The organism is uncultured Amnibacterium sp. (genome assembly GCF_964244015.1).
Classification (GTDB): domain Bacteria; phylum Actinomycetota; class Actinomycetes; order Actinomycetales; family Microbacteriaceae; genus Amnibacterium.
Window position 1 is genome coordinate 19,769 of record NZ_CAXTHO010000015.1, and the last position, 19,175, is coordinate 38,943.

The window sequence follows — 19,175 nt, forward strand, 5'->3', positions numbered from 1 at the left end:
GCAGGAGCGCTACGGCCATGGGAGGATTTCGGGCGTCATGCTGCGAGCACTGGTGATCGTCCCGACGTACGACGAGCGGGAGAACGTGCCCATCGTGGTCGCCCGCGCCCTCGCCGCGACGCCCGACGACGTGCACCTGCTGATCGTCGACGACGCCTCCCCCGACGGCACCGGTGAGCTCGCAGACGGCTTCGCGGCGACCGAGCCGCGCGTGCACGTGCTGCACCGCGCCGCGAAGGAGGGCCTCGGTCCCGCCTACCTCGCCGGGTTCGCCTGGGGGCTCGAACGCGGGTACGAGGCGATCGTCGAGATGGACGCCGACGGGTCGCACCACCCGGAGGATCTGCCGCGCCTCCTCGGGCAGCTGACGGACCACGACCTCGCGCTCGGCTCCCGCTGGGTCGCCGGCGGCCGGGTCGAGAACTGGCCCCGTCGCCGCGTGCTGCTCAGCCGCGGCGGCAACTGGTACACCCGCCTCGCGCTCGGGATCGACATCCGCGACGCGACCGGCGGCTTCCGGGCCTTCCGCGCCGAGGCGCTGCGGCGCATCCACCTCGGCGACGTCGCGTCGCACGGCTACTGCTTCCAGGTCGACCTCGTCTGGCGCGCCCTGCAGGCCGGCCTGACCGTCATCGAGGTGCCGATCGTCTTCACCGAGCGGGTCCACGGCGTCTCGAAGATGGACGGCGCGATCGTCGCGGAATCGCTGCGCCTCGTCGCGTGGTGGGGCCTGCGCCGGCGCCTCCGCGCGGCGTTCGAGCTCGTGGTGCATCGACGCCGCCTCCGCTCCGTGCGGGCGAACAGCTCCCGGGTCGTCTGAGCGCTGCTGCCCTCCGCCGATCCGCGGACCGGTCAGGCGGCCCTGGAGCTCCGGACGTACCGCTCGACCGCACGCGCGGACCCGCGCTTCGCGGACCGGGCGACGCGGTGCAGCGGCTTCTCGACGATGCGGAAGAACCCCCATCCCGCCAGCACGGCGAGCGGGACGCCGATCAGGCCCGCGACCGGCCAGTTCCAGTCACCGAGCAGCCAGGTGATGCTCGCGAGCAGGGGCAGGTGCACCAGGTAGAGGCTGAACGAGATCCGGCCGAGGAACTGCGGTACCCGCCGCTCGAGGAAGCGCCGGAACCCGGTCGCCGCGCCGGCGCAGACCACGACACCGACCCCGCCGAGCGCCTCCAGCCCGCGGAGCGCATGGGCGCCGCCGGTGCCCTCGTGGACCACGCCACCCAGTAGAAACTGGCTGATCAGCATCAGCGCGCTGACGGGCAGCAGCACGGCGAGCAGCCGCCGCGCTCGGCGCGACGCGCTCCACCCCTCCAGCTTCCGCAGGTTCACGGCGACCAGCGTGCCGAGGAAGAACACCGGCAGGTACTGCATGGCCTCGATGCCGCCGACCGTGCCGGCGACGCCGAGCCCGAGCGCCAGCAGGCCGGTCGGCAGCCACCAGCGCCGCAGCACGATGGCGACGACCAGGAAGCCGGGCAGCAGGAGGGAGAACAGCAGCTCCCAGCGCAGGGTCCAGAGCACGTTGTCGTACGGGACGCTGCCGATCATGAGCGAGTACTCGCCGAGGAGCTTCCGCAGGCTCCAGTCCGACTGCACCTGCCGCGCGAGCCAGGTGCCGGCGGTGACCTGCTCGGGCACCCGCGGCACGACGACCAGCAGGATCGTGGCGAACACGATCGCGGCCCAGGCCGGCAGCAGGAGGCGCACGACCCGGTTCGCGACGAGGCCCGGCCAGGAGAAGTCCGCGCGCTTCAGCGCCGGCAGCACGACGACCACGCCGGACAGCACGAAGAAGACGATCACGGCCTCGTGACCGGCGGTGAGCAGCTTCAGCGGCGTGCGCTCGATCCACCACCAGCCGCTCCAGACCGCCGGCTCCCCCGGCGGCTGCGACACCGGCTGGGCGATCAGCAGCACGTGGTGCAGCACCACGATGAACGCGGCGATCCCCCGCAGCCCATCGAGCGCGTGGATTCGCTCCCGGTTCCTCCTGCGCGGCACGGCCGGCGTCGCGACGACCGCGGTCGGCGCGCGCACCTGCTCCTGCGTCACCTCGGCCGGCATCCGGGAACGCTACCCGCTCCCTCCGACGGGTCGGCCGGGAAGCTCCTGCGCATCGTTCGCGGATCCGCAGCTCCTCCCCGGCACGCCGTCGAACGCACGCTCCGTCGCCTCACCCGGTTCGTGCGGATCCGGGAGAGAACTGCGGATCCGCGAACCAGGTCAGCGGGAGATGCGGACGGCGCGCGCCGCCTGGTCGGCGGCCGCGACGGGGTAGCCCGCGACCGCGTCGGGCCCGGCGTAGCTGACTCCGGCGACCAGCCCTGCGGCGCCGCGCAGCACGATGAGGCCGCGGGTCACCGGCACGGCGATCGCGCCCTTCGCGGGCACCTGCACCGTGCGGTCGGTCGCGCCGGAGAGCCGGACGGTCGCGGCGGCTCCGGTGCTCGCGATGGTGAGCAGCGGCGACGGGGCGGCGACCACCGCGACGGCCGCGGTCGCCGACAGGCGCGGTGCGGCGGCGAACCAGGCGAGGTCGATCCCGCGAGCGGTGGAGGTGGCCGAGGTGCCGGTCGGCGTCGACGTGGTGCCCGCCGTGTCCGAGGGACCGTCACCGCCGACCAGCCCGGCGTCGGTGCCGACCGCGGTGGAGGCCGAGCCGCCGCCGGCGGTCGCCGGGTCGTCCGGTGCGGTGGAGGCGCGCGCGTCGCCGACCACGGAGGTGCGGACCCCGGTCACGACCGGCTGCCCGGCCGTGACGCGGACCGTGTAGGTGCCGTCCGTCAGCCCGGTGACCGGGAAGTCGGTGACGACGCCGCCCGCGACGTTGCGGCCGAGCACGATCGGCTGCCCGCCGGCGTCGGAGGTCGCGGTGATCGACACGTCGGTCGCCCTCCGGCCGGGCACGAGCACGCGCACGACCGTCTGCAGATCGGCGGAGTCGGCGGCGCGCTGCGCGGACGCGACGGCCGCCGCCCCCGCGACGCGCACCCCGGGCACGACCTGCGTGAGCGCCGGCGCGGCGGTGGGGCCGGTCAGGTCGACGCCGCCGGACTCGAGGCCGCGGACCGTCCGCTGCTCGAGCGCTGCGCCGACGCGGCCGCCGGTCGACGTGACGCGGACCACGGTGCCGCCCGCGGACGGCGCCACTCCGGCGAGCGAGACGGCCGTCCGACCCTTCGCGGGCACGACGAGCTCGCCGAACGATGCGGTGTCGACCGGCCCGTCCTCGCTCCAGACGTGCACGGTCACCTCCGCCGGCACGGACGACGGGTTCGACAGGGTCAGCACGGTGGTGCGACCGGTCGTCGTGGCCCCTGCGGCGAACCAGACGTCGCTCTGCGGCACCGTGCAGGAGGTCGCGACGAGCCCGGCGGCGTCACCGACCGCGACCCGCTCGGACTGTGCGGCGGCGATCGCGCCGGCGGTGCTCGCTGCCGGCGCACTGAGGGCTCTCGGCCCGGCGCCGCCGCTGACCTCGCCCTTCTTCAGCACGGTCGTCTTCGGCTTGGTCCCGCCGACGGTCCCGGCCACCCGCACCGGCACCCCCGTCGCGGTGAGCGCGGCCGCGTCCGCCGGGTCGGCGCCGACCGCGATCGCCGGGCCCGGGCAGGCGAGGGACTGCGGCGCGGACGACGGCGTCGCCCGCTGCGTCTGGTCGGCGACGCCGAACGCGGGCAGCTGCCCGACGACCGCTGCGGCGAGGGCGCCGGCGGCGACGAGGGCCGTCGCCCCGATGACCCGACCGTTCATCGCCACGAGCCCACCTCCTCCCGCTGCTGCTCCGGCTGCCCGGGACCCGCGGTCTGCAGCTCGCGGGCCATCGCCTGCTCGGGTGTGCGGATCACGGTGGGGACCCGCTCGGACACCGGGCGGGTGCCCGCCGTCGTCGTCCCGGACGTCGGGAGGGGGCGGAAGCGCTGGGTGATCCTGGAGGTGGGCAGCGCGAGCAGCGCGGTCAGGCCGAACACGATCGCCTGGACCAGCAGCACCGCGACGCCGATCGGGCTGCCGGTGTTGGTCGGCGTCTGCAGCAGCCGGATCGTGCCGGTCGTTCTCAGGTCGTCGAACCGGTAGAGCGTGCCGACGGCGGTGGTCGACACGACGGAGAGCACCGGGTTCGCACCGAGCGCTCCGCGGGTATCGGCGAGCGCCGTCGACGCTGTCGCCCCGGCACCGGGCTGCAGCAGTACATACCCGATGCGGTATGCATCGAGGGCCGCCGCGAGGTCGTCGCCGGTCGGCTGCACCAGGCCGGCGGCGAGTTCAGCCAGCCCGGCGGAGTCGCCGAAGCCGGCGGTGGACTCCAGGGTGCTGAGCGTCTCGAGCGTGCTGCCCTGGCCCCTCGTCAGCCGGCTGCGGTAGCCGCCGTCGGCTTGCGGCGTCAGCGTCAGCATCCCGAGGTCCGGATCCTGCTCCCCCTCCGCGGCCACGAGCGCCGGCACGGTGGCCGTCGATCCCGGCTGCACGGCGGTGGTGCCGAGCAGGACGCCGACCAGGAGCGGCGACACGGCGGTCAGCATCGCGGCGACGGCGGTGAAGCCGATCAGGGCGGCGCCGCCGGAGCGCACGCGGGCCGCCGTGTGCGCGTGACCGCGCAGCGGGACGGGGACGTTGCCCGCAGCCGCGAGCCGGTCGAGGCCGCACACCGCCGCCTCCAAGGCCGCGAGCCACGCGAGGCTGAGACCGGCTCCCGGCCAGGCGGACACCGGGGTCGAGCCGATCGACACGACCTGCAGGCGCGTCGCCAGCACGGCCATCACCAGGCCACCGACCCCGAAGACGCCGACGCGGATGGGCACGCTCTGCTTCGGCCAGAACAGCCCGATCAGGGCGAGCAGCAGCAGCGGGACCCCGAGCGCCCAGACGAACAGCGCCGCGGTACCGGACCCGAGACCGAGCGGCGAGGTGAGCCCCTGCCAGGCGCCCATCGCCCACGACGGCCAGCCGGCGGCGAGCTGCAGCACGGTCGCCGTCCGGTCGGACAGGCCGAGCAGGTGCGTCGCGACGGCGGACTGCGTGACCGGGCCGGGGTCGGCGAGCACGCCGATCAGCCGCCCGTGGGTCGCCTGCTCGGCGATCAGCGGCAGGAACAGCACCAGGGTCGGCAGGGGGAGCGGAAGGATCCGTGCGATCCGGCTGCGCTCCCCCGTCCGCACGGCGAGGCCGAGCACGACCGCGGCGGCCCAGGCGACGAGCAGCAGCGGGAGCAGGCTCGGCGAGGACGCGGCGATCAGCGCGCCGAGCAGGCCGAGCCAGGCGGAGGCGGTCCACGAGGACCGCACCTTGAACGCGGCGAGCAGCAGGAAGGGCGCCGCGAGATGCACGAGCACGCCGCCGATGCGACCGGCGTCGAGCGCGACGACCAGGGTCGGCGCGGCCGCCCAGAGCAGCCCGCCGACGACGCGCAGCGGGCGCCGCCTCGTGAACCGCGCGGTCGCGAGCCAGCCGCCGGCTGCTGCGACGGGCAGGGCCAGCAGCCACAGCGCCACGACGGCGGCGGAGGGGTGCCAGAAGGTGGTCGTGCCCATCACGGCCAGGACTGCGGTGAACGGATCGGCGGGTCCGACGAAACCGCCGCCGAGCGGATGCACGCCCCATCCGACGTTCCGCCACAGCGACTGGAAGTCGCCGAGCGGCAGCAGCTGACCGCCGGTCAGCGCCTCCGCCCCGACCAGGGGCTGGAACAGCACGACCGACAGCACGAGCATCGCGAGCACCGTCGCCATGCCGCCGCTCGTGAAGAAGTGCAGGGACTCCTCATGGCTCGCAGGCCGGGTGTTGTCCCGTGCGAGCGCGCGCCGGTGCCGGACCTCCCGCCACGGGAGCCGGAGGGGGGCGATCGACGCCCAGCCGGCCTTCCTGTCCCGGGCGATGCGGCTGCGCGACCGCGCGATGGCGGCGAAGCGCGTGCTCATGATCAGGAGCGCTGCGAGCACCTCCGCGGGCGCGGAGCCCGGTCGCTTCCGCAGGATTTGGCCGATCGCGCGGAACACCGCGATCGGCAGGATCGAGAGCCAGTGCAGCGGGACCAGCGGCAGCGGGGCGTAGACGAGCCGCCGGTGCAGCTGCGCCTCCCTCCTCAGCAGGACGCGCCGCGGCTCGGTCGTGGCAGCCCCGAGCAGCCGCGTGCCCGGTGCGTCGATGCCGGCCGACAGCACCCGGGCCGCCGGCACGAGCTGCACCCGGTACCCCGCGAGGCGCGCACGGATGCAGAAGTCGAGGGCGTCGTCGACCGCGGGCAGCGCCCGGTCGAAGCCCCCGAGCCGCTTCCAGGCGGCGGCCTGCACGAGCATCCCGCCGGCCGCGACGGCGAGCACGTCGCTGTGCCGGTCGTACTGCGCCTGGTCGAGCTCGGGCTCGGCCATCTCCACGGCGGTCCCCCACGGCGTCATGGTCTCGCCGTAGGACCGGAGGTAGTCGGGCGCGTCCCACTGCATCTGCTTCGGGCCGGCTACCGCCACCGAGGGCGCCGACTCGACCGCGTGCAGAAGGCGCTGGAGCGCTGTGCGCTCGGGAGCGTTGTCGCCGGCGAGCAGCCAGAGCCACTCCGTCTCCGTCGCGTCGACGCCGGAGGACTTGAACCCGGTCTCGACCGCGTGCCCGAAGCCGGCCCGGGCGGCGACGCGGGCGTGCACGGTGGGCTCCACCCCCTCGATGATCGAGCTGGTGACCGGGCTGTTGCCGAGCTGCACGACGACCAGTCGGTCGGGCAGCCGCGTCTGCATCGTGATCGCGTCGAGCGTCTCACGCAGGTAGTCGGCCCCGTCCGCCGCGATGAGGATCGCGGTGACGGACATGGGCATCAGACCACGCTAGGTGCGCGCCGGGCGCGCCGCGGAGCCGCCGCGCCGCCAGCGCCCAGACCGTCGCGCCGTTCCGCCAGGGCTCCCGGTGGTCGAGGTGCGAGCGAAGCGAGCCTCGAGACCACCCGGAAGCTCACCACCCAGCCGCACCACCCGCTCGACGCTGGTCGCTGCTCGTCCAGGGCCGCGAGCGTCACGCTGCGCACCAGCCGGGAACACGACACGGCCGCCGACCCGTCGGTGGGTCTGCGGCCGTGCCCGTGGCGTCAGCGTCTGTGCTCAGGCCGTCTTGCGCAGCTTGCGGCGCTCGCGCTCGGAGAGCCCGCCCCAGATGCCGAAGCGCTCGTCGTTCTGCAGCGCGTACTCGAGGCAGTCGGAGCGGACCTCGCAGGAGGAGCAGATCCGCTTCGCTTCGCGCGTCGATCCACCCTTCTCCGGGAAGAACGCCTCAGGATCTGTCTGCGCGCAGAGCGAGTCGGCCTGCCAGCCGAGCGGCTCGGTGTCGTCCTCCGTGACGCGACGGACTTTCGGGACACCCAGGTTGATGGGGTCGACGAACCAGTCGGTCGGAACAGATGCCTGATAGGGGGAAACGGTCATCGAAGATCGTCCTCTCAATGCATCCGGAGCCCCGCGCCCCGAATGCGTGGACGTAATTACACACAGGTGATTCAGAACAGCGCAAGGCCGAATATCTCCACGCAATGTGCTCAGCCACACCTCAGGTCGCTTGCAGAAGCAGGCGGATCACCAGGCTCAACCGGTGCATAGCGGCAGTCGAGAACGACTCCGAAGCACCGTCGTGATCAGGACTTTCGGTTGAATGCTCCAGTAGGAACCCGTGTGCGACGATCAACCTTCAAGGGAGGATCGAATGCTGACGACACGCCGATAACGACAGTCGCTTCGTAACATGACCGTTACAAACGGGGCAGGAGCGGGGGGTCATCTCCTTCGAACCCCCGTTCGACCTATTCCGAATGGGGCACCTGTCGTGCCCCCCGAACGGGGGGTAAAACGGCGAAATTCGCCGTTTTCTCGCGTGATATCACAGCCGAATAACAGATGTCGAATCCGACACGCCAATCAGGCTGCGCGGCGGGCATCCCAGGCGGACGACACCATGTCGCGGAGCGAGTGGCGCATCGACCAGTCGAGGTCGCGTGCCGCCAGGTCCCCGGACGCGACGATCCGTGCGGGGTCGCCGGAGCGTCGTGCGGTGATCTCGGGAGCGAACGCGATGCCGGTGACCTCAGCGACGGTGCGCATGATCTCGCCGACACTGACGCCGTCGCCGGAGCCGAGGTTGTAGACGGCTTCGACGGCGTCGCCGGCGGCGAGGCGGCGGGCGGCCGCGACATGGGACACGGCGAGATCCGCGACGTGGATGTAGTCGCGGACGCAGGTGCCGTCGGGGGTCGGGTAGTCGTCGCCGTTGATCCGCGGTGTGCGCCCGTCGAGCAGCGCGTCGAAGACGAGCGGGAAGAGGTTGTGCGGGCTGGTGTCCCGGATCTGCGGCGTGCCGGACCCGACGACGTTGAAGTAGCGCAGCGCGGTGTGCGCCAGTCCGGCCGCTCTCCCCTGGTCGGCGAGCAGCCACTCGCCGATGAGCTTCGACTCGCCGTAGGGCGACTGCGGGTTCTTCGGCGTCGACTCGGTGACCAGGTCGACGTCGGGCGTGCCGTAGACGGCCGCGGAGGAGGAGAACACGATCCGGCCGATGCCGGCGTCGGCCATCGCCGCCAGCAGGACGGCGGTCCCCGTCACGTTCTGCGCGTAGGTGTGCAGCGGCTGCTGCACCGAGACGCCCGCGTACTTGAATCCCGCGACGTGGATCACCCCGTCGACGTCGTGCTCCTCGAACGTGCGGCTGAGCAGTTCGCCGTCGAGGATCGAGCCGTGGACGAACTCGACGTCCGCCGGCACGAACTCGCGGTGCCCGCTCGAGAGATCGTCGATGACGAGGGGCTCGAGGCCCGCCTCGCCGAGCGCCCGCACGACGTGCGCCCCGATGTATCCGGCGCCGCCGGTCACCAACCAGGTCATGTCGCCGACCCTATCGACGGGGTCCGACGGTGCAGGCGGGCCGTGCCGGGATCAGAGCAGGAGGGCGGCCCACGCCCACCCCGCGCCGAGCATCACTGCGACGCTGAGGGCGACGACGGCCAGCGCGGGTCCGGCGGCGGTCGCTGGCCGGACCGGGACGCGATGCCGGGCCGGGTCGGCGACGGCTGCCTGCGCCTCCCGGAAGCTGCGGAACGCACCGATCGGCTCGCCCTCCGCGTCGGAGGCGATCCAGCGGCGGCCGTGCTCGATCGTGCCGAGGTGCTTGCCGTCGAGACGGGCGACCCAGAACCCGCGGCGGAGGGCGCGCCAGGTGACGCTGTCGTCGGCGGGCCGGCCGAGCGGTGCGTGCAGTGCGATCGTCATGTCGCTCCTTCCTCCTCCTGGACGCTATTGGCGGCCTCGGACAGGCGGGTGAACTGCCGATGAACTGGCACCGACCGGGAGGATGGGGTCCATGTGCGGGCGGTACGTCGTGACGAAGTCCGTGACCGATCTGCTGCCGGAGCTGCTCGGCGGGCTCGGTGGTCTGCCGGACGACTACAACGTCGCGCCGACGGCACTGGTGCCGGTCGTCAGGGACCGGCACGGCGAGCGGCTGCTGTCGGAGGTGCGGTGGAGCTTCCTCCCCTCCTACGCGAAGGATCCGAGGCAGAAGCCGCAGCCGATCAACGCCCGGATCGAGACGGTGGCGACGTCGGGCATGTTCAAGCGGGCCTTCGCGCGATCGCGCTGCATCGTGCCGGCACTCGGCTACTACGAGTGGGTGCTGACGCCGACCGGCAAGCAGCCGCACTTCATCCACGCGCCGGAGGCGGGGCTCGCGATGGCCGGCGTGCTGTCGGCGTGGGCGGACCACGCGAGAGCGCCCGACGACCCGGACCGCTGGCTCATCACGATGGCGATCATCACCCGCGACGCCCACGTGGCGCCCGGCGAGGTGCACGACCGGATGCCGGCCTGCCTCTCCCCCGCCGCGTACGACGCCTGGCTGGCCGAGGACGCGACCTCGGCGGACCTCCTGGACCTGCTGGAGGACGAGTCCCTGTCGGTCGCGGACACGCTGCAGCACCACGAGGTGAGCCGAGCCGCGAACAGCGTCCGCAACAACGCCCCCACCCTCATCGCCCCCCTCTCCTGACGCGCAGACTTGCCACTGGATGCCCTTTCTCTCGCGCTGGAGGGGCATCCAGTGGCAAGTCCGCGGCTCAGGATGCGAGGGCGGCGCGGACGCGGGCGACCGTCTCCTCCCGGCGATCGCGCATGTCGTCCTTCGTCACCCGGATGACCCGCCAGCCGAGGTCCTGCAGGCGCTCGTACTTCAGGATGTCGTCCCGGGTCGCCTGCTCCTCGAAGTGCTGCCGTCCCTCGTACTCGACGACGACCCGCTGCAGGACGTAGACCAGATCGCACTCGCCGACCCGCACACCCGCTGCATCGAAGATCTCCCTGTTGATCTCCGGCTCGGGCAGCCCGGCCTCGACGAGGAGCCGACGGAGCCGCGTCTCCATCGCCGACCGCACGCCGGCGCGGAGCAGCGGCAGCGCGCGGTTCAGGAGCGCCTGCCGAGGGCGACCCCCGACCGCGACGGCCGCCTCCAGCTCCCACACCATGCGGGGTCTGCGCCGGTTCTTCGCGAGGAGGCACTCGCCCGCGACGATCAGATCCTCGAGGCCGAGGATCTGCGCCAGCTGGCACCAGGTCTCGATCTCGTTCGCGACCCGGAAGCCGAGGACGATCTGGATCTGGCCGGGCCGTGGGATCAGGTGATGCCCCCGCACCCGGTGATCACGAGGAGCGCGGACGCCGGGGGGCACGGACACGTCGAGCCACCTGCTGCGCTCGTGCGTGGACGGCAGCCAGATGCCCCAGAGCACCGCAGCGGTGATGTGGGAGAAGAAGGCTGCGGCGTTCATCCGCTGCGCGTACGCACGGGCGGTGTCGAGCACGGTGTCCAGCGGCCCGGACGTCCGTACCGCGACGAACGGCGCCTTCAGCTGCTTCGAGCGCAGCTGCTTCTTCGACAGCCCCCGAGCGGCGGCGTCACGGACGTTGAAGGGATCATCGGCGGCGGTCACGGCCCGAGGCTGCCTCCGCTCCCCCACCAAGAACGACCGGACCCCTGTCACGCGGACGATTCCGCCCTGTGGAGGAGCGGATCGCCGACTCACCAGCGCGGACTTGCCACGCGACGCCCTGTGCGCGCCGTGAAAAGGGCATCCAGTGGCAAGTCCGCGCTCGAGCGCGGGAGGTGAGAGGTCAGCGGGAGGTGATCTCGTCGATCAGCCGGACCGTGTCCTCCCAGCTGCTCACCGCGATGGTCGGGATGCCCAAGGACTTCACCGGGTAGTCGTTGCCGTCGGGGTCGAGGCGGTCGCCGATGAAGAGGGTGTCCGCGTACGGGATCCCGGTCAGCTCCGCGAGCCTCCGCATGCCGTACGCCTTGTCGATGCCCTGCCGGGTGATGTCGACGGAGGTGGAGCCGCCGCTGCGGACCTCCAGATCCGGCACCCGCGCCTGCACGGCCGCCCGGATCCGGTTCTTCTTCTCCCCGGAGGGGTCCCACGCCTTCTTCGCGTCGAGCGGCGCCTGCTGCCCGAGCGCAGAGTAGGTGATCTGCGAGCCGCGGTCCTCGAGCGCCGGCCCCCAGGTGTCGGCCGCCCACAGCCCGAGCCGCTTCGTCTCCTCCTCGACCGCCGCGAGCGCGCGCTGCTTCTCGTCGTCGGTCAGGTCCTCCGCGTACACGCACGTCAGCCCGCCCGCGGTGAGCCGCCAGTACTGCGTGCCGCACGTCGGCATCAGGTGGAGGCGCGCTGCGAGCGCGTCCGGCAGGGCGCCCAGCCGGGCGACCACCTGCGTCCGGAACTGCTCGATCTGGCCGCCGGAGATCACGCACACCTCCGTGACCGCGAGCAGCCGCAGCAGCGCCTCGCGCACCGGATCCGGCAGGGGCGCCTTGGACGGGGCGAGCGTGTCGTCCAGATCGAAGGCGGTCATCCGGGGCCGGATCGTCACGGGGGTCACCACCCTGGTCACGCTAGAGCACGCCACCCACCGGCCACGAGGGACGCGAAACGGGGGCTACCGGCCTGTCATCAGGTGTGTTACCGAGATCCAGGACTCTGTAACGAACAGGTAACGGCGCGCCCGGCCTACACCTGCGTAGTTGCGCTACCCCCCGTTCGGGGGAAACCATGGGCGAGTCTGGAGCCAATGGTAATGAAGCCCGAGCTCACCACCTTGGCCACGCCGCGCTCCCACGCGGCCCCACATGACAGAGGATTCATGGAATCAGGAGCCCTCGGCGACGCCTTGCCCGATGGCAGGCTGAGTCGGTCGAACGCGTTCGGCGCCTCGACCTTCGCCACCCCGGACCTCACGGTCCCCGTGCAGCGGATCGGGTGGCGCCGGGGCTACCGCCTCGCCCTCGTCGGCACGGATCTCGCCGCGATCACCCTCGGACTCCTGTTCGCGCAGTCGGTCAAGTTCGGGGTCACGCCGTGGCACATCCTGCGGACCGCCAGCAACGGCAACGGCATGGACGGGTACGCCACCATCGGGATCGTGCTCGGGCTGGTCTGGATGGGCATGCTCGCCGGGAACCGGTCGCGGGAGATCCGCGTGCTCGGCTCCGGCACGGCCGAGTACCAGCGGGTCGCGAAGGCGACGGGCTACGCGTTCGGGGCGTTCGCCGTCATCATCGTGCTGCTGCGGCCGGACGTCGCCCGCGGCTACCTGCTCGTCGCGCTGCCGGTCGGCCTCGTGCTCCTGCTCGCGGAGCGGTTCCTGTGGCGGTCCTGGCTGATCGCGCGCCGCCGTGAGGGCCTCTGCCTCATCGGGGCGGTCGTCGTCGGCAACCACCAGGACGCCACCCGGGTCACCAACGACCTGATCAAGCACCACCACGCCGGGTACCGCCCGGTCGGCGTCGCCTACACCGACGGCACCGGAGGCGCGGAGTTCGCCGCCGCCGACGGCCAGAACGTGCCGCTCGTCGACTTCGCGACGCTGTCCGACACGGTCCGCGCGAGCCACACCCGGGCCGTCATCGTCGCGGGCGAGCTGCCCGGCGGCAAGGAGGCGATCCAGGACCTGGGCTGGCAGCTCGAGAACTCGAAGACCGAGCTGATCCTCACCTCGCGCCTCACCGACGTGGCCGGTCCGCGCATCCACATGCGCCCCGTCGACGGCCTGCCGATGCTGCACGTGGACCTGCCGCAGTACGCCGGCCTGAACCACACCATCAAGCGGGGGATCGACCTCTGCCTCGCGGGTCTCGCCGTGTTCCTGCTCTCCCCGGTGCTGGCCGCGGTCGCGCTCGCGGTCTTCCTCGAGGACCACGGTCCGGTGCTGTTCCGCCAGGATCGCATCGGCGTCGCGGGCGAGCGCTTCACGATGTTCAAGTTCCGCAGCATGGTCGTGGACGCGGAGGCGCAGCTCGCCAGACTCGAGCGGGACAACCAGGGCGCGGGGCTGCTCTTCAAGATGAGGAAGGACCCGCGGATCACCCGCGTCGGTGCGTTCATCCGCCGCTACTCCCTCGACGAGCTGCCGCAGCTGTTCAACGTGCTGAACGGCACGATGAGCCTCATCGGCCCGCGGCCGCCCCTGCCGCGCGAGGTCGCGGCGTACGAGGGTCGCGTGAACCGCCGGCTGCTGATCAAGCCGGGCATCACGGGCCTCTGGCAGGTGAGCGGCCGCTCGAACCTGACGTGGGAGGAGAGCGTGAAGCTCGACCTCTACTACGTGGAGAACTGGTCCATCACGACCGACTTCGTGATCCTGTTCAAGACCGTCAAAGCCGTCCTCGGCAAGGACGGCGCCTACTGACCTCCGCCCGGCCGATCCGCCGTACGGCTGCGTGACCGCTCGCGGTCCGCAGCATCCTCGCTCGGGGCGTCGAGGTGGATCGTCGGCGGCTCGATCCGGTAGACGACGGAGGCGCCGACGAGGGCCAGCAGGACCAGGGCCAGCGCCGGCCAGGCCCCGACCCAGTACCAGGTGAGCAGGGCCGCGACCGCACCGCAGCCGAGCATCCATCGGACCACGCGATCCCGAACCGCCACCGCATCCCCCGGCACGTGAGACAGGGAGCGCACCCGGCGCAACTGCACCGGGACCCCGACGCCGTCCATGATCACCCCTCCCGCTCAGCGGGTCGAAGCGACACTCCCGGTGGCGCCCTGCTCACGGCGTGTCGGACGCTCGTGCGCGATCCGGCCGGGCCCGCGCCCTCGCACGGGCCGCGCGCTTCGATAGCCTGCTGGTCGAAGGTCCCCCTCGACGACGAGACCGGATGGAGGCGAGAATCATGCCATCTCCAGCGATCGCACCGCTGCGGGTCGGGCTCGTCGACGACCACGAGGTCATCGCCGCCGCCGTGCACGCGGCGCTGCGGCAGACGCAGGAGCTCGAGCTCGTCGCGTCGGCCGCCACGGTCGACGCGCTGTTCGCCCGGGCCGCCGGGCGGCTGCACCTCGTCGTGCTCGACCTGCGCCTCGCCGACGGATCGGCCCCCGCGAACAACGTCGAGCGCCTGATGGCCGCCGGCTGCAACGTGATCGCGTTCACCAGCGGCGAGAGCCCCTACCTCCTCCGGGCGGTCGCCCGCACCCCGGTGCTCGGCATCGTGCGGAAGAGCGAGCCGCTGGACGCGCTGACGACCGCGCTGCTGCGCGCCGCGCACGGCCAGCCCGTGATCACCGCCGAGTGGGCATCGACGGTCGAGAACGATCCGCTGATCACCGACGCCCGGCTGTCGCGGCAGGAGCAGCGCATGCTCGCGCTCTTCGCGGACGGCAACACCGCGCAGGCCGTCGCCGACCAGGCCGGCATCGCCCTGTCCACGATCGAGGACTACCTCCGCCGGATCCGCGCGAAGTACGCCCGCGCGGGTCGCCCGGCCGTCACGAAGGTCGATCTGTACAAGCGCGCTGTCGAGGACGGATTCCTCCCCGCTCCGAACGTGCAGTGAGCGCCCCCGCCGACCAGCGCCTCCCGCGGACGATGCCGGCGGACGCCGCCGTACCGCCGCCCTCCTCCCTCCTGCGCCGGATCGCCGGGCAGCGGGCGGAGGAGCGGGTCTACCGCGCGCTCGCGCTCGCGTTCCTGCCGAGCGCCGTGCTGTTCGGGCTGCTGGCGGCGCCGTCGATCGCCGACCAGGAGGAGCTCTGGCCGGTCTGGTGGACGGCGTCCGCGTTCGTCGTCGGCGTGCTGCCGTCCGTCGCGCTCGGCATCGGCGCACTCCTGCTGCCGCTGTCGGTGCTCACGGTGATCGCTCGGGTGAACGTCGCGGGGACGCTGGTGGTGCTCGCATCGGTCCCGTTCGTGCTCATGCCGGTCCACCCGCTGACGGTGCCGATCTGGTTCGCGAACATCAGCGGGCTCGGGCTGATCTCGGCCGTGCTCGCCGTGGACGCGTGGGGAGCCGTCGTCGTCGCTGCTGCCGGCGCGGCGCTGACGTTCGTCGACCGGTTGCCGATCCCGACCGCGGGCGACAGCGCGGACGGGGTGCAGAGCGCGCTGTACGTCTTCCTGTTCACGCTGACGTTCATCGCGCTCGGCGTCTCGAGCCTCGCCGCCGCCCGCGCCGCGGACGTGTCCGAGGCGGCGGCCGAGGAGGCGACGGTCGCGGCGGCGGCGGACGCGGCCCGCGAGCGGGAGCGGTCGCGCATCAACGAGCTGGTCCACGACCGGGTGCTGGCGACGCTGCTCACCGCGGCGCGGGAGATCCCCGGCAGCGGCGGGCTCGAGCGGCGTGACGCGCAGCGTGCGCTGGAGGGGTTGCAGGCCCTCCTCCGCGACGACCTCGCGCCCGCGGACCTGTCCGGCGAGCTGTTCGTCTGGAAGCTGCAGGCGATCGCGACCGAGCTGCTGCCGGAGTCGCTGTTCAACTACGACCTCGACGACTCGCCGGATCTGCCGGGCGAGGCCGTGGAGGCGCTGATCGACGCCGCCGAGGAGGCGATGCGGAACTCCCGACGGCATGCCGGTCCCGCGAACCGGACGGTGCACGTGCACGTCGGCCGCGAGTCGACGGACATCGACGTGCTCGACGACGGCGTGGGCTTCGAGCGCGCGGCGGTGCCCGCCGGCCGGCTGGGACTCAGCGACAGCATCGAGGGGCGGATGCGCGCGCTGCCCGGCGGCGCGGCCTCCGTCGTGTCGCAGCCCGGCGTCGGCACCCGGGTCACGGTGCGGTGGACCCGGTGAGCGCGGCCTCCCCGCTCGTCCCCGCGGCGCGAGCGGAGTGGCTGCTCCGCTCGATCCTGAGCGGTGGTGTCGTCTACTTCGCGCTCTTCGTGCTGGTGCACCTGATCCTCGCGGTCACGTCCAGTGGCGGGAACCTGCTCGACGCCGTCTGCCTCGTGCTGGTCGTGGCGCCGCAGTGGGTCCTGATGAGGCGCGGCTCGCTGGACCTCCCCCGCGGCCAGTCGATCGGGATCGGCGTGGTGCTCGCCGCCGCCGCAGTGGTGGGGCTGGCGTCGATCGCGGACATCGCCCGACCGGACGGGTACGACGCGTGGTTCTTCGGCGCGATCGCGTTCGACCTGCTCGGGCTGTCGATCGTGGGCCGGTTCGGCACCGCGTGGCTGACGATGGTGGTGCTCGTCGTGGCGTGCGTCGGCTGGGCGGCGCTCGGCGACCGGCCGCTCGCGGTCGGCGTCGGGCTGATCGTGCGGCACATCGCGACGCTGGCCGTCGGCACGGCGCTGGCCGCGAGCCTCCGGCGCTCGAACGCGGCATCGGTGGCGTTCCGCGCGGTGCAGCGCAGGAGGCGGACGGAGGAGGACGTCGCGCGAGCCCGCGCAGGTGCCCGGCGCAGCGCGGTCGAGCAGGTGCTGGAGCAGGCCGGTCCGACGCTCCGCGCGATCGCCGAGGGCAGGCGGCTGAGCGCTGAGGACCGCAGGCAGATGATCGTGCTGGAGGGCGCGCTGCGGGATCAGATCCGCACGCCGCGGCTCAGCGCCTCCGAGCTGCGCCCCGTCATCGACTCCGCGCGGCGACGCGGGGTGAACGTGCTGCTGCTCGACGAGGCCGACGAGGCGACGGACGCGGCGCGCGCGCAGGCGGTGCACTGGCTCGCGGGCCGCCTCGAGCAGACGGTCGACGGCGGATTCGTCGGCCGCCTCCGCGACACCGCGGGCGGTGGCGTCCGCGTCAGCGCGGTCGGCGACGACCAGGGCGACGCCGAGGTCTTCCAGTAGCGCTGCACGGAGGCGCGGGAGTGCCGTCTCCGATTAGTGGGTGTGGAGGCGCAGCACGATCGGTCCCACGTCCACGGTCGCCCCGTCGCTCAGGCTGAATCCGCCGGTCGGCGCGGAGAAGTACCAGGGCCCGTCCAGCGCGGGCACGGATCCGCGGAACGAGTCCGCGTCGTACTCGTAGGTGCCGGGTGCGAGGCCGCCGATCGTCACGTACCCGCCGGTGGTCCTCGGCCCGAACGTCACCACGTCGCCGCTCGCATCGACGGCGGTCCCGGTGATCGCGGGCACCCCGGCGCCGTCCGAGATGAACCGGCCCTGGAACTCGGCGGGCTTCGGTCCGGCCTGCAGGTCGACGACGGACTGCCCCACACGGACGACGACGCCGGCGGGCTGGGACGCCGCCCGTCCGCCTCCGCTGACCACGACCGGGTAGGCCCCGGGCACCAGACCCTGCAGCGCGTAGGCACCCGAGGAGTCGACCGTGCTGGTCCGCTGCAGCAGCGCCGCGTCGCCCGCGACCACCTGCCCGCCCGCGCCGTTCGCGACCGTCCCGGTCAGCTCCAGCGCCGCCTCCGTGATGACGACGTCCGCGGTGATGGAGGTGGTCTCGGCCACCGTGGTCGCGTCGCCGATCTGCGCGAGCGCCGGATCGGCCGGCTCCGTGACCGCCCAGATCCGGTAGCGCGCACCCGGCGTCAGCCCGCCGACGCTGTACCTGCCGTCCGCAGCGGCCGTCGCCGCCCGCACGAACCGACCGGTCGAGGCCTCCTCGACCACGACCCGAACGGCTGCGGACTCCGTGCCGGCGGTGGGTTCCGGCCGGCTGACGGTGCCGTCGATGCGGCCGGCGGCCTCCACCTCGGTATCGACGCCGATCTGGCCGAGCGCCGCGGGCACCGTGAGGGGGAAGGTCTGCGGCAGCACTGCGTCGGCGGTGCGCTCCACCGGAGCGATGGCCTCCGTCTCGGGCGTGCCGCTGGCCGCGGGGGGGCTCGGCGACGCCGTGGGCACGGTCGGTGTGGGCGTGGAGGTCGCGCCGGGGATCGGGACCTCGACGGCGGCGGCACCGGAGGCGGCGGGCTCGTCGAAGCGGCCGACCTCGACGGAGTAGTCCCCCGAGTCGATGCCCGCGAAGGACCAGTCGCCCGAGCTCGACGTCGTGGTCGACGCCAGGACCGCGTCGTCCTGCTCCAGGAGCACGGGGATGCCCGCGCCGACCTGGCCGATCTCCGTGCGCACCGTCCCGGAGACCGTCGCGCCCGTGACCGGGGTCGGCAGCGTGACCGAGGTCGTGCCTCCGCTCCGGACGATCGCGTTCGCGACCGTCGGCAGGTTCGGCGCCTTCGGCACCAGCACGACGCCGTACTGGCCCGGCGTCAGCAGCATCGAGGAGAACCGGGACTTCGAGTCGAGTCGCAGGGTCTGCACGACGGAGTTGTCCGCTCGGCGGACCTGCACCGCCTGGACACCGCTGCCCGCCACCGGGCTCGTGCCGGCGATGCGGCCGGCCTCCTGCAGGCGGAAGTGCACCGGAGACGCTCCGCCCGACAGGCTGCGGGCGGTCGCGGTCGGGAGCCCCTGGTAGAACGGCGCGGCGGGCGTCGCGGCGCCGGTCGAGCTGATGATGCCGCGCACGACCGCTCTACCGTCCTGCTCGAGGATCGCGTGCTGCGAATCGGGCGTCGAGCCGGCGTAGGCGTACCCGTCGAGCGTCGCCGACACGTCGAACGTGAAGCCGCCGTTCGCGTCCGTGGTCGTCTGGACGACGGCGGTCCCTGCCGTGGTCGTCCCGGCGGTGGTCCAGAACCCGACGGGGAAGAACGCCAGCGGCTGCCCGCCGAGCGTGACGTCGCCGCGCACGGTCGTCGTCTCGCCGGAGTTGGCGGTGACGGCGGGCAGCAGTGCCGCCGCCACGATCACCACGCCGATCGTGAGCATCGCGAGCAGGTCGAAGCGCCGGCCACGCCGCGGTCGCGCGGTCTCCGCCGCGACCTCCGTCATCGTGCCCCCGTCCGACGCGCCTCCCCCGGAGCCCGTCGGGACGACAGTCAACCAGCAGATCCGGTGCGGTGCGCTCCTGCCCGGATCC

Annotated in this window: 16 protein-coding genes; 6 read left to right on the forward strand and 10 right to left on the reverse strand. The window is 73.0% G+C overall.

What is annotated here, in order from left to right; translation table 11 throughout:
• The first annotated feature begins 37 nt into the window (after positions 1-37).
• A complete protein-coding gene (locus ACFE67_RS03350; RefSeq protein ID WP_375405459.1) occupies positions 38-820 on the forward strand; it encodes a polyprenol monophosphomannose synthase in 783 nt (260 codons plus the stop codon).
• 32 nt (positions 821-852) lie between these two features.
• On the opposite strand, the gene ACFE67_RS03355 is transcribed toward ACFE67_RS03350, so the two are convergent.
• The 6 genes from ACFE67_RS03355 to ACFE67_RS03380 form a co-directional block, all read right to left on the reverse strand.
• Positions 853-2,073: an acyltransferase family protein gene (locus tag ACFE67_RS03355; RefSeq protein WP_375405460.1), complete on the reverse strand. Its 1,221-nt coding sequence runs from the start codon at positions 2,071-2,073 to the stop codon at positions 853-855.
• A gap of 159 nt (positions 2,074-2,232) precedes the next feature.
• Positions 2,233-3,762 carry a DUF5719 family protein gene (locus ACFE67_RS03360; protein ID WP_375405474.1) on the reverse strand — a complete coding sequence of 510 codons (1,530 nt, stop codon included), beginning with the start codon at positions 3,760-3,762 and terminating at the stop codon, positions 2,233-2,235.
• A complete protein-coding gene (locus ACFE67_RS03365) occupies positions 3,759-6,815 on the reverse strand; it encodes a glycosyltransferase (protein WP_375405461.1) in 3,057 nt (1,018 codons plus the stop codon). The genes ACFE67_RS03360 and ACFE67_RS03365 overlap by 4 nt, the downstream gene beginning before the upstream one ends.
• Before the next feature lie 279 nt (positions 6,816-7,094).
• Complete coding sequence (locus tag ACFE67_RS03370) at positions 7,095-7,415, reverse strand: WhiB family transcriptional regulator (protein WP_375405462.1); 321 nt, start codon at positions 7,413-7,415, stop codon at positions 7,095-7,097.
• A gap of 486 nt (positions 7,416-7,901) precedes the next feature.
• Positions 7,902-8,861: a UDP-glucose 4-epimerase GalE gene (gene galE / locus ACFE67_RS03375; RefSeq protein ID WP_375405463.1), complete on the reverse strand. Its 960-nt coding sequence runs from the start codon at positions 8,859-8,861 to the stop codon at positions 7,902-7,904.
• 51 nt (positions 8,862-8,912) lie between these two features.
• Entirely contained in the window at positions 8,913-9,245 is a 333-nt protein-coding gene (locus tag ACFE67_RS03380; RefSeq protein ID WP_375405464.1) for a hypothetical protein, read from the reverse strand.
• Positions 9,246-9,336: 91 nt separating this feature from the next.
• On the opposite strand from ACFE67_RS03380, the gene ACFE67_RS03385 reads away from it, so the two are divergent.
• Entirely contained in the window at positions 9,337-10,020 is a 684-nt protein-coding gene (locus ACFE67_RS03385; protein WP_375405465.1) for an SOS response-associated peptidase, read from the forward strand.
• Between the two features lie 67 nt (positions 10,021-10,087).
• Here ACFE67_RS03385 and ACFE67_RS03390 read toward each other — a convergent pair whose 3' ends face one another.
• Both ACFE67_RS03390 and ACFE67_RS03395 read right to left on the reverse strand, forming a co-directional pair.
• Positions 10,088-10,957 carry an endonuclease domain-containing protein gene (locus ACFE67_RS03390; RefSeq protein WP_375405466.1) on the reverse strand — a complete coding sequence of 290 codons (870 nt, stop codon included), beginning with the start codon at positions 10,955-10,957 and terminating at the stop codon, positions 10,088-10,090.
• Between the two features lie 181 nt (positions 10,958-11,138).
• On the reverse strand, positions 11,139-11,876 hold the full coding sequence (locus tag ACFE67_RS03395) for an HAD-IIB family hydrolase (RefSeq protein ID WP_375405475.1): 738 nt from the start codon (positions 11,874-11,876) through the stop codon (positions 11,139-11,141).
• A gap of 288 nt (positions 11,877-12,164) precedes the next feature.
• On the opposite strand from ACFE67_RS03395, the gene ACFE67_RS03400 reads away from it, so the two are divergent.
• Positions 12,165-13,709: a sugar transferase gene (locus tag ACFE67_RS03400; protein WP_375405467.1), complete on the forward strand. Its 1,545-nt coding sequence runs from the start codon at positions 12,165-12,167 to the stop codon at positions 13,707-13,709.
• Here ACFE67_RS03400 and ACFE67_RS03405 read toward each other — a convergent pair.
• On the reverse strand, positions 13,703-14,014 hold the full coding sequence (locus tag ACFE67_RS03405) for a hypothetical protein (RefSeq protein ID WP_375405468.1): 312 nt from the start codon (positions 14,012-14,014) through the stop codon (positions 13,703-13,705). The genes ACFE67_RS03400 and ACFE67_RS03405 overlap by 7 nt on opposite strands.
• 176 nt (positions 14,015-14,190) lie before the next feature.
• Between ACFE67_RS03405 and ACFE67_RS03410 the strand changes: the two genes are divergently transcribed.
• Genes ACFE67_RS03410 through ACFE67_RS03420 form a run of 3 tightly spaced genes read left to right on the forward strand, consistent with a single transcriptional unit; the run spans position 14,191 to position 17,086 of the window.
• Positions 14,191-14,853, forward strand: coding sequence for a response regulator transcription factor (locus ACFE67_RS03410; protein WP_375405469.1), 663 nt, complete (start codon positions 14,191-14,193; stop codon positions 14,851-14,853).
• Positions 14,850-16,091, forward strand: a complete 1,242-nt coding sequence (locus tag ACFE67_RS03415) for a sensor histidine kinase (RefSeq protein WP_375405470.1) — start codon at positions 14,850-14,852, stop codon at positions 16,089-16,091. Before ACFE67_RS03410 ends, ACFE67_RS03415 begins: the two co-directional genes overlap by 4 nt.
• The gene (locus ACFE67_RS03420; RefSeq protein ID WP_375405471.1) at positions 16,088-17,086 is read left to right on the forward strand and encodes a hypothetical protein; all 999 of its coding nucleotides are present in this window, start codon (positions 16,088-16,090) and stop codon (positions 17,084-17,086) included. Before ACFE67_RS03415 ends, ACFE67_RS03420 begins: the two co-directional genes overlap by 4 nt.
• A 33-nt stretch (positions 17,087-17,119) precedes the next feature.
• On the opposite strand, the gene ACFE67_RS03425 is transcribed toward ACFE67_RS03420, so the two are convergent.
• Positions 17,120-19,175 (reverse strand): hypothetical protein (locus ACFE67_RS03425; protein WP_375405472.1); only part of this gene is annotated, 2,056 nt, incomplete at its 5' end.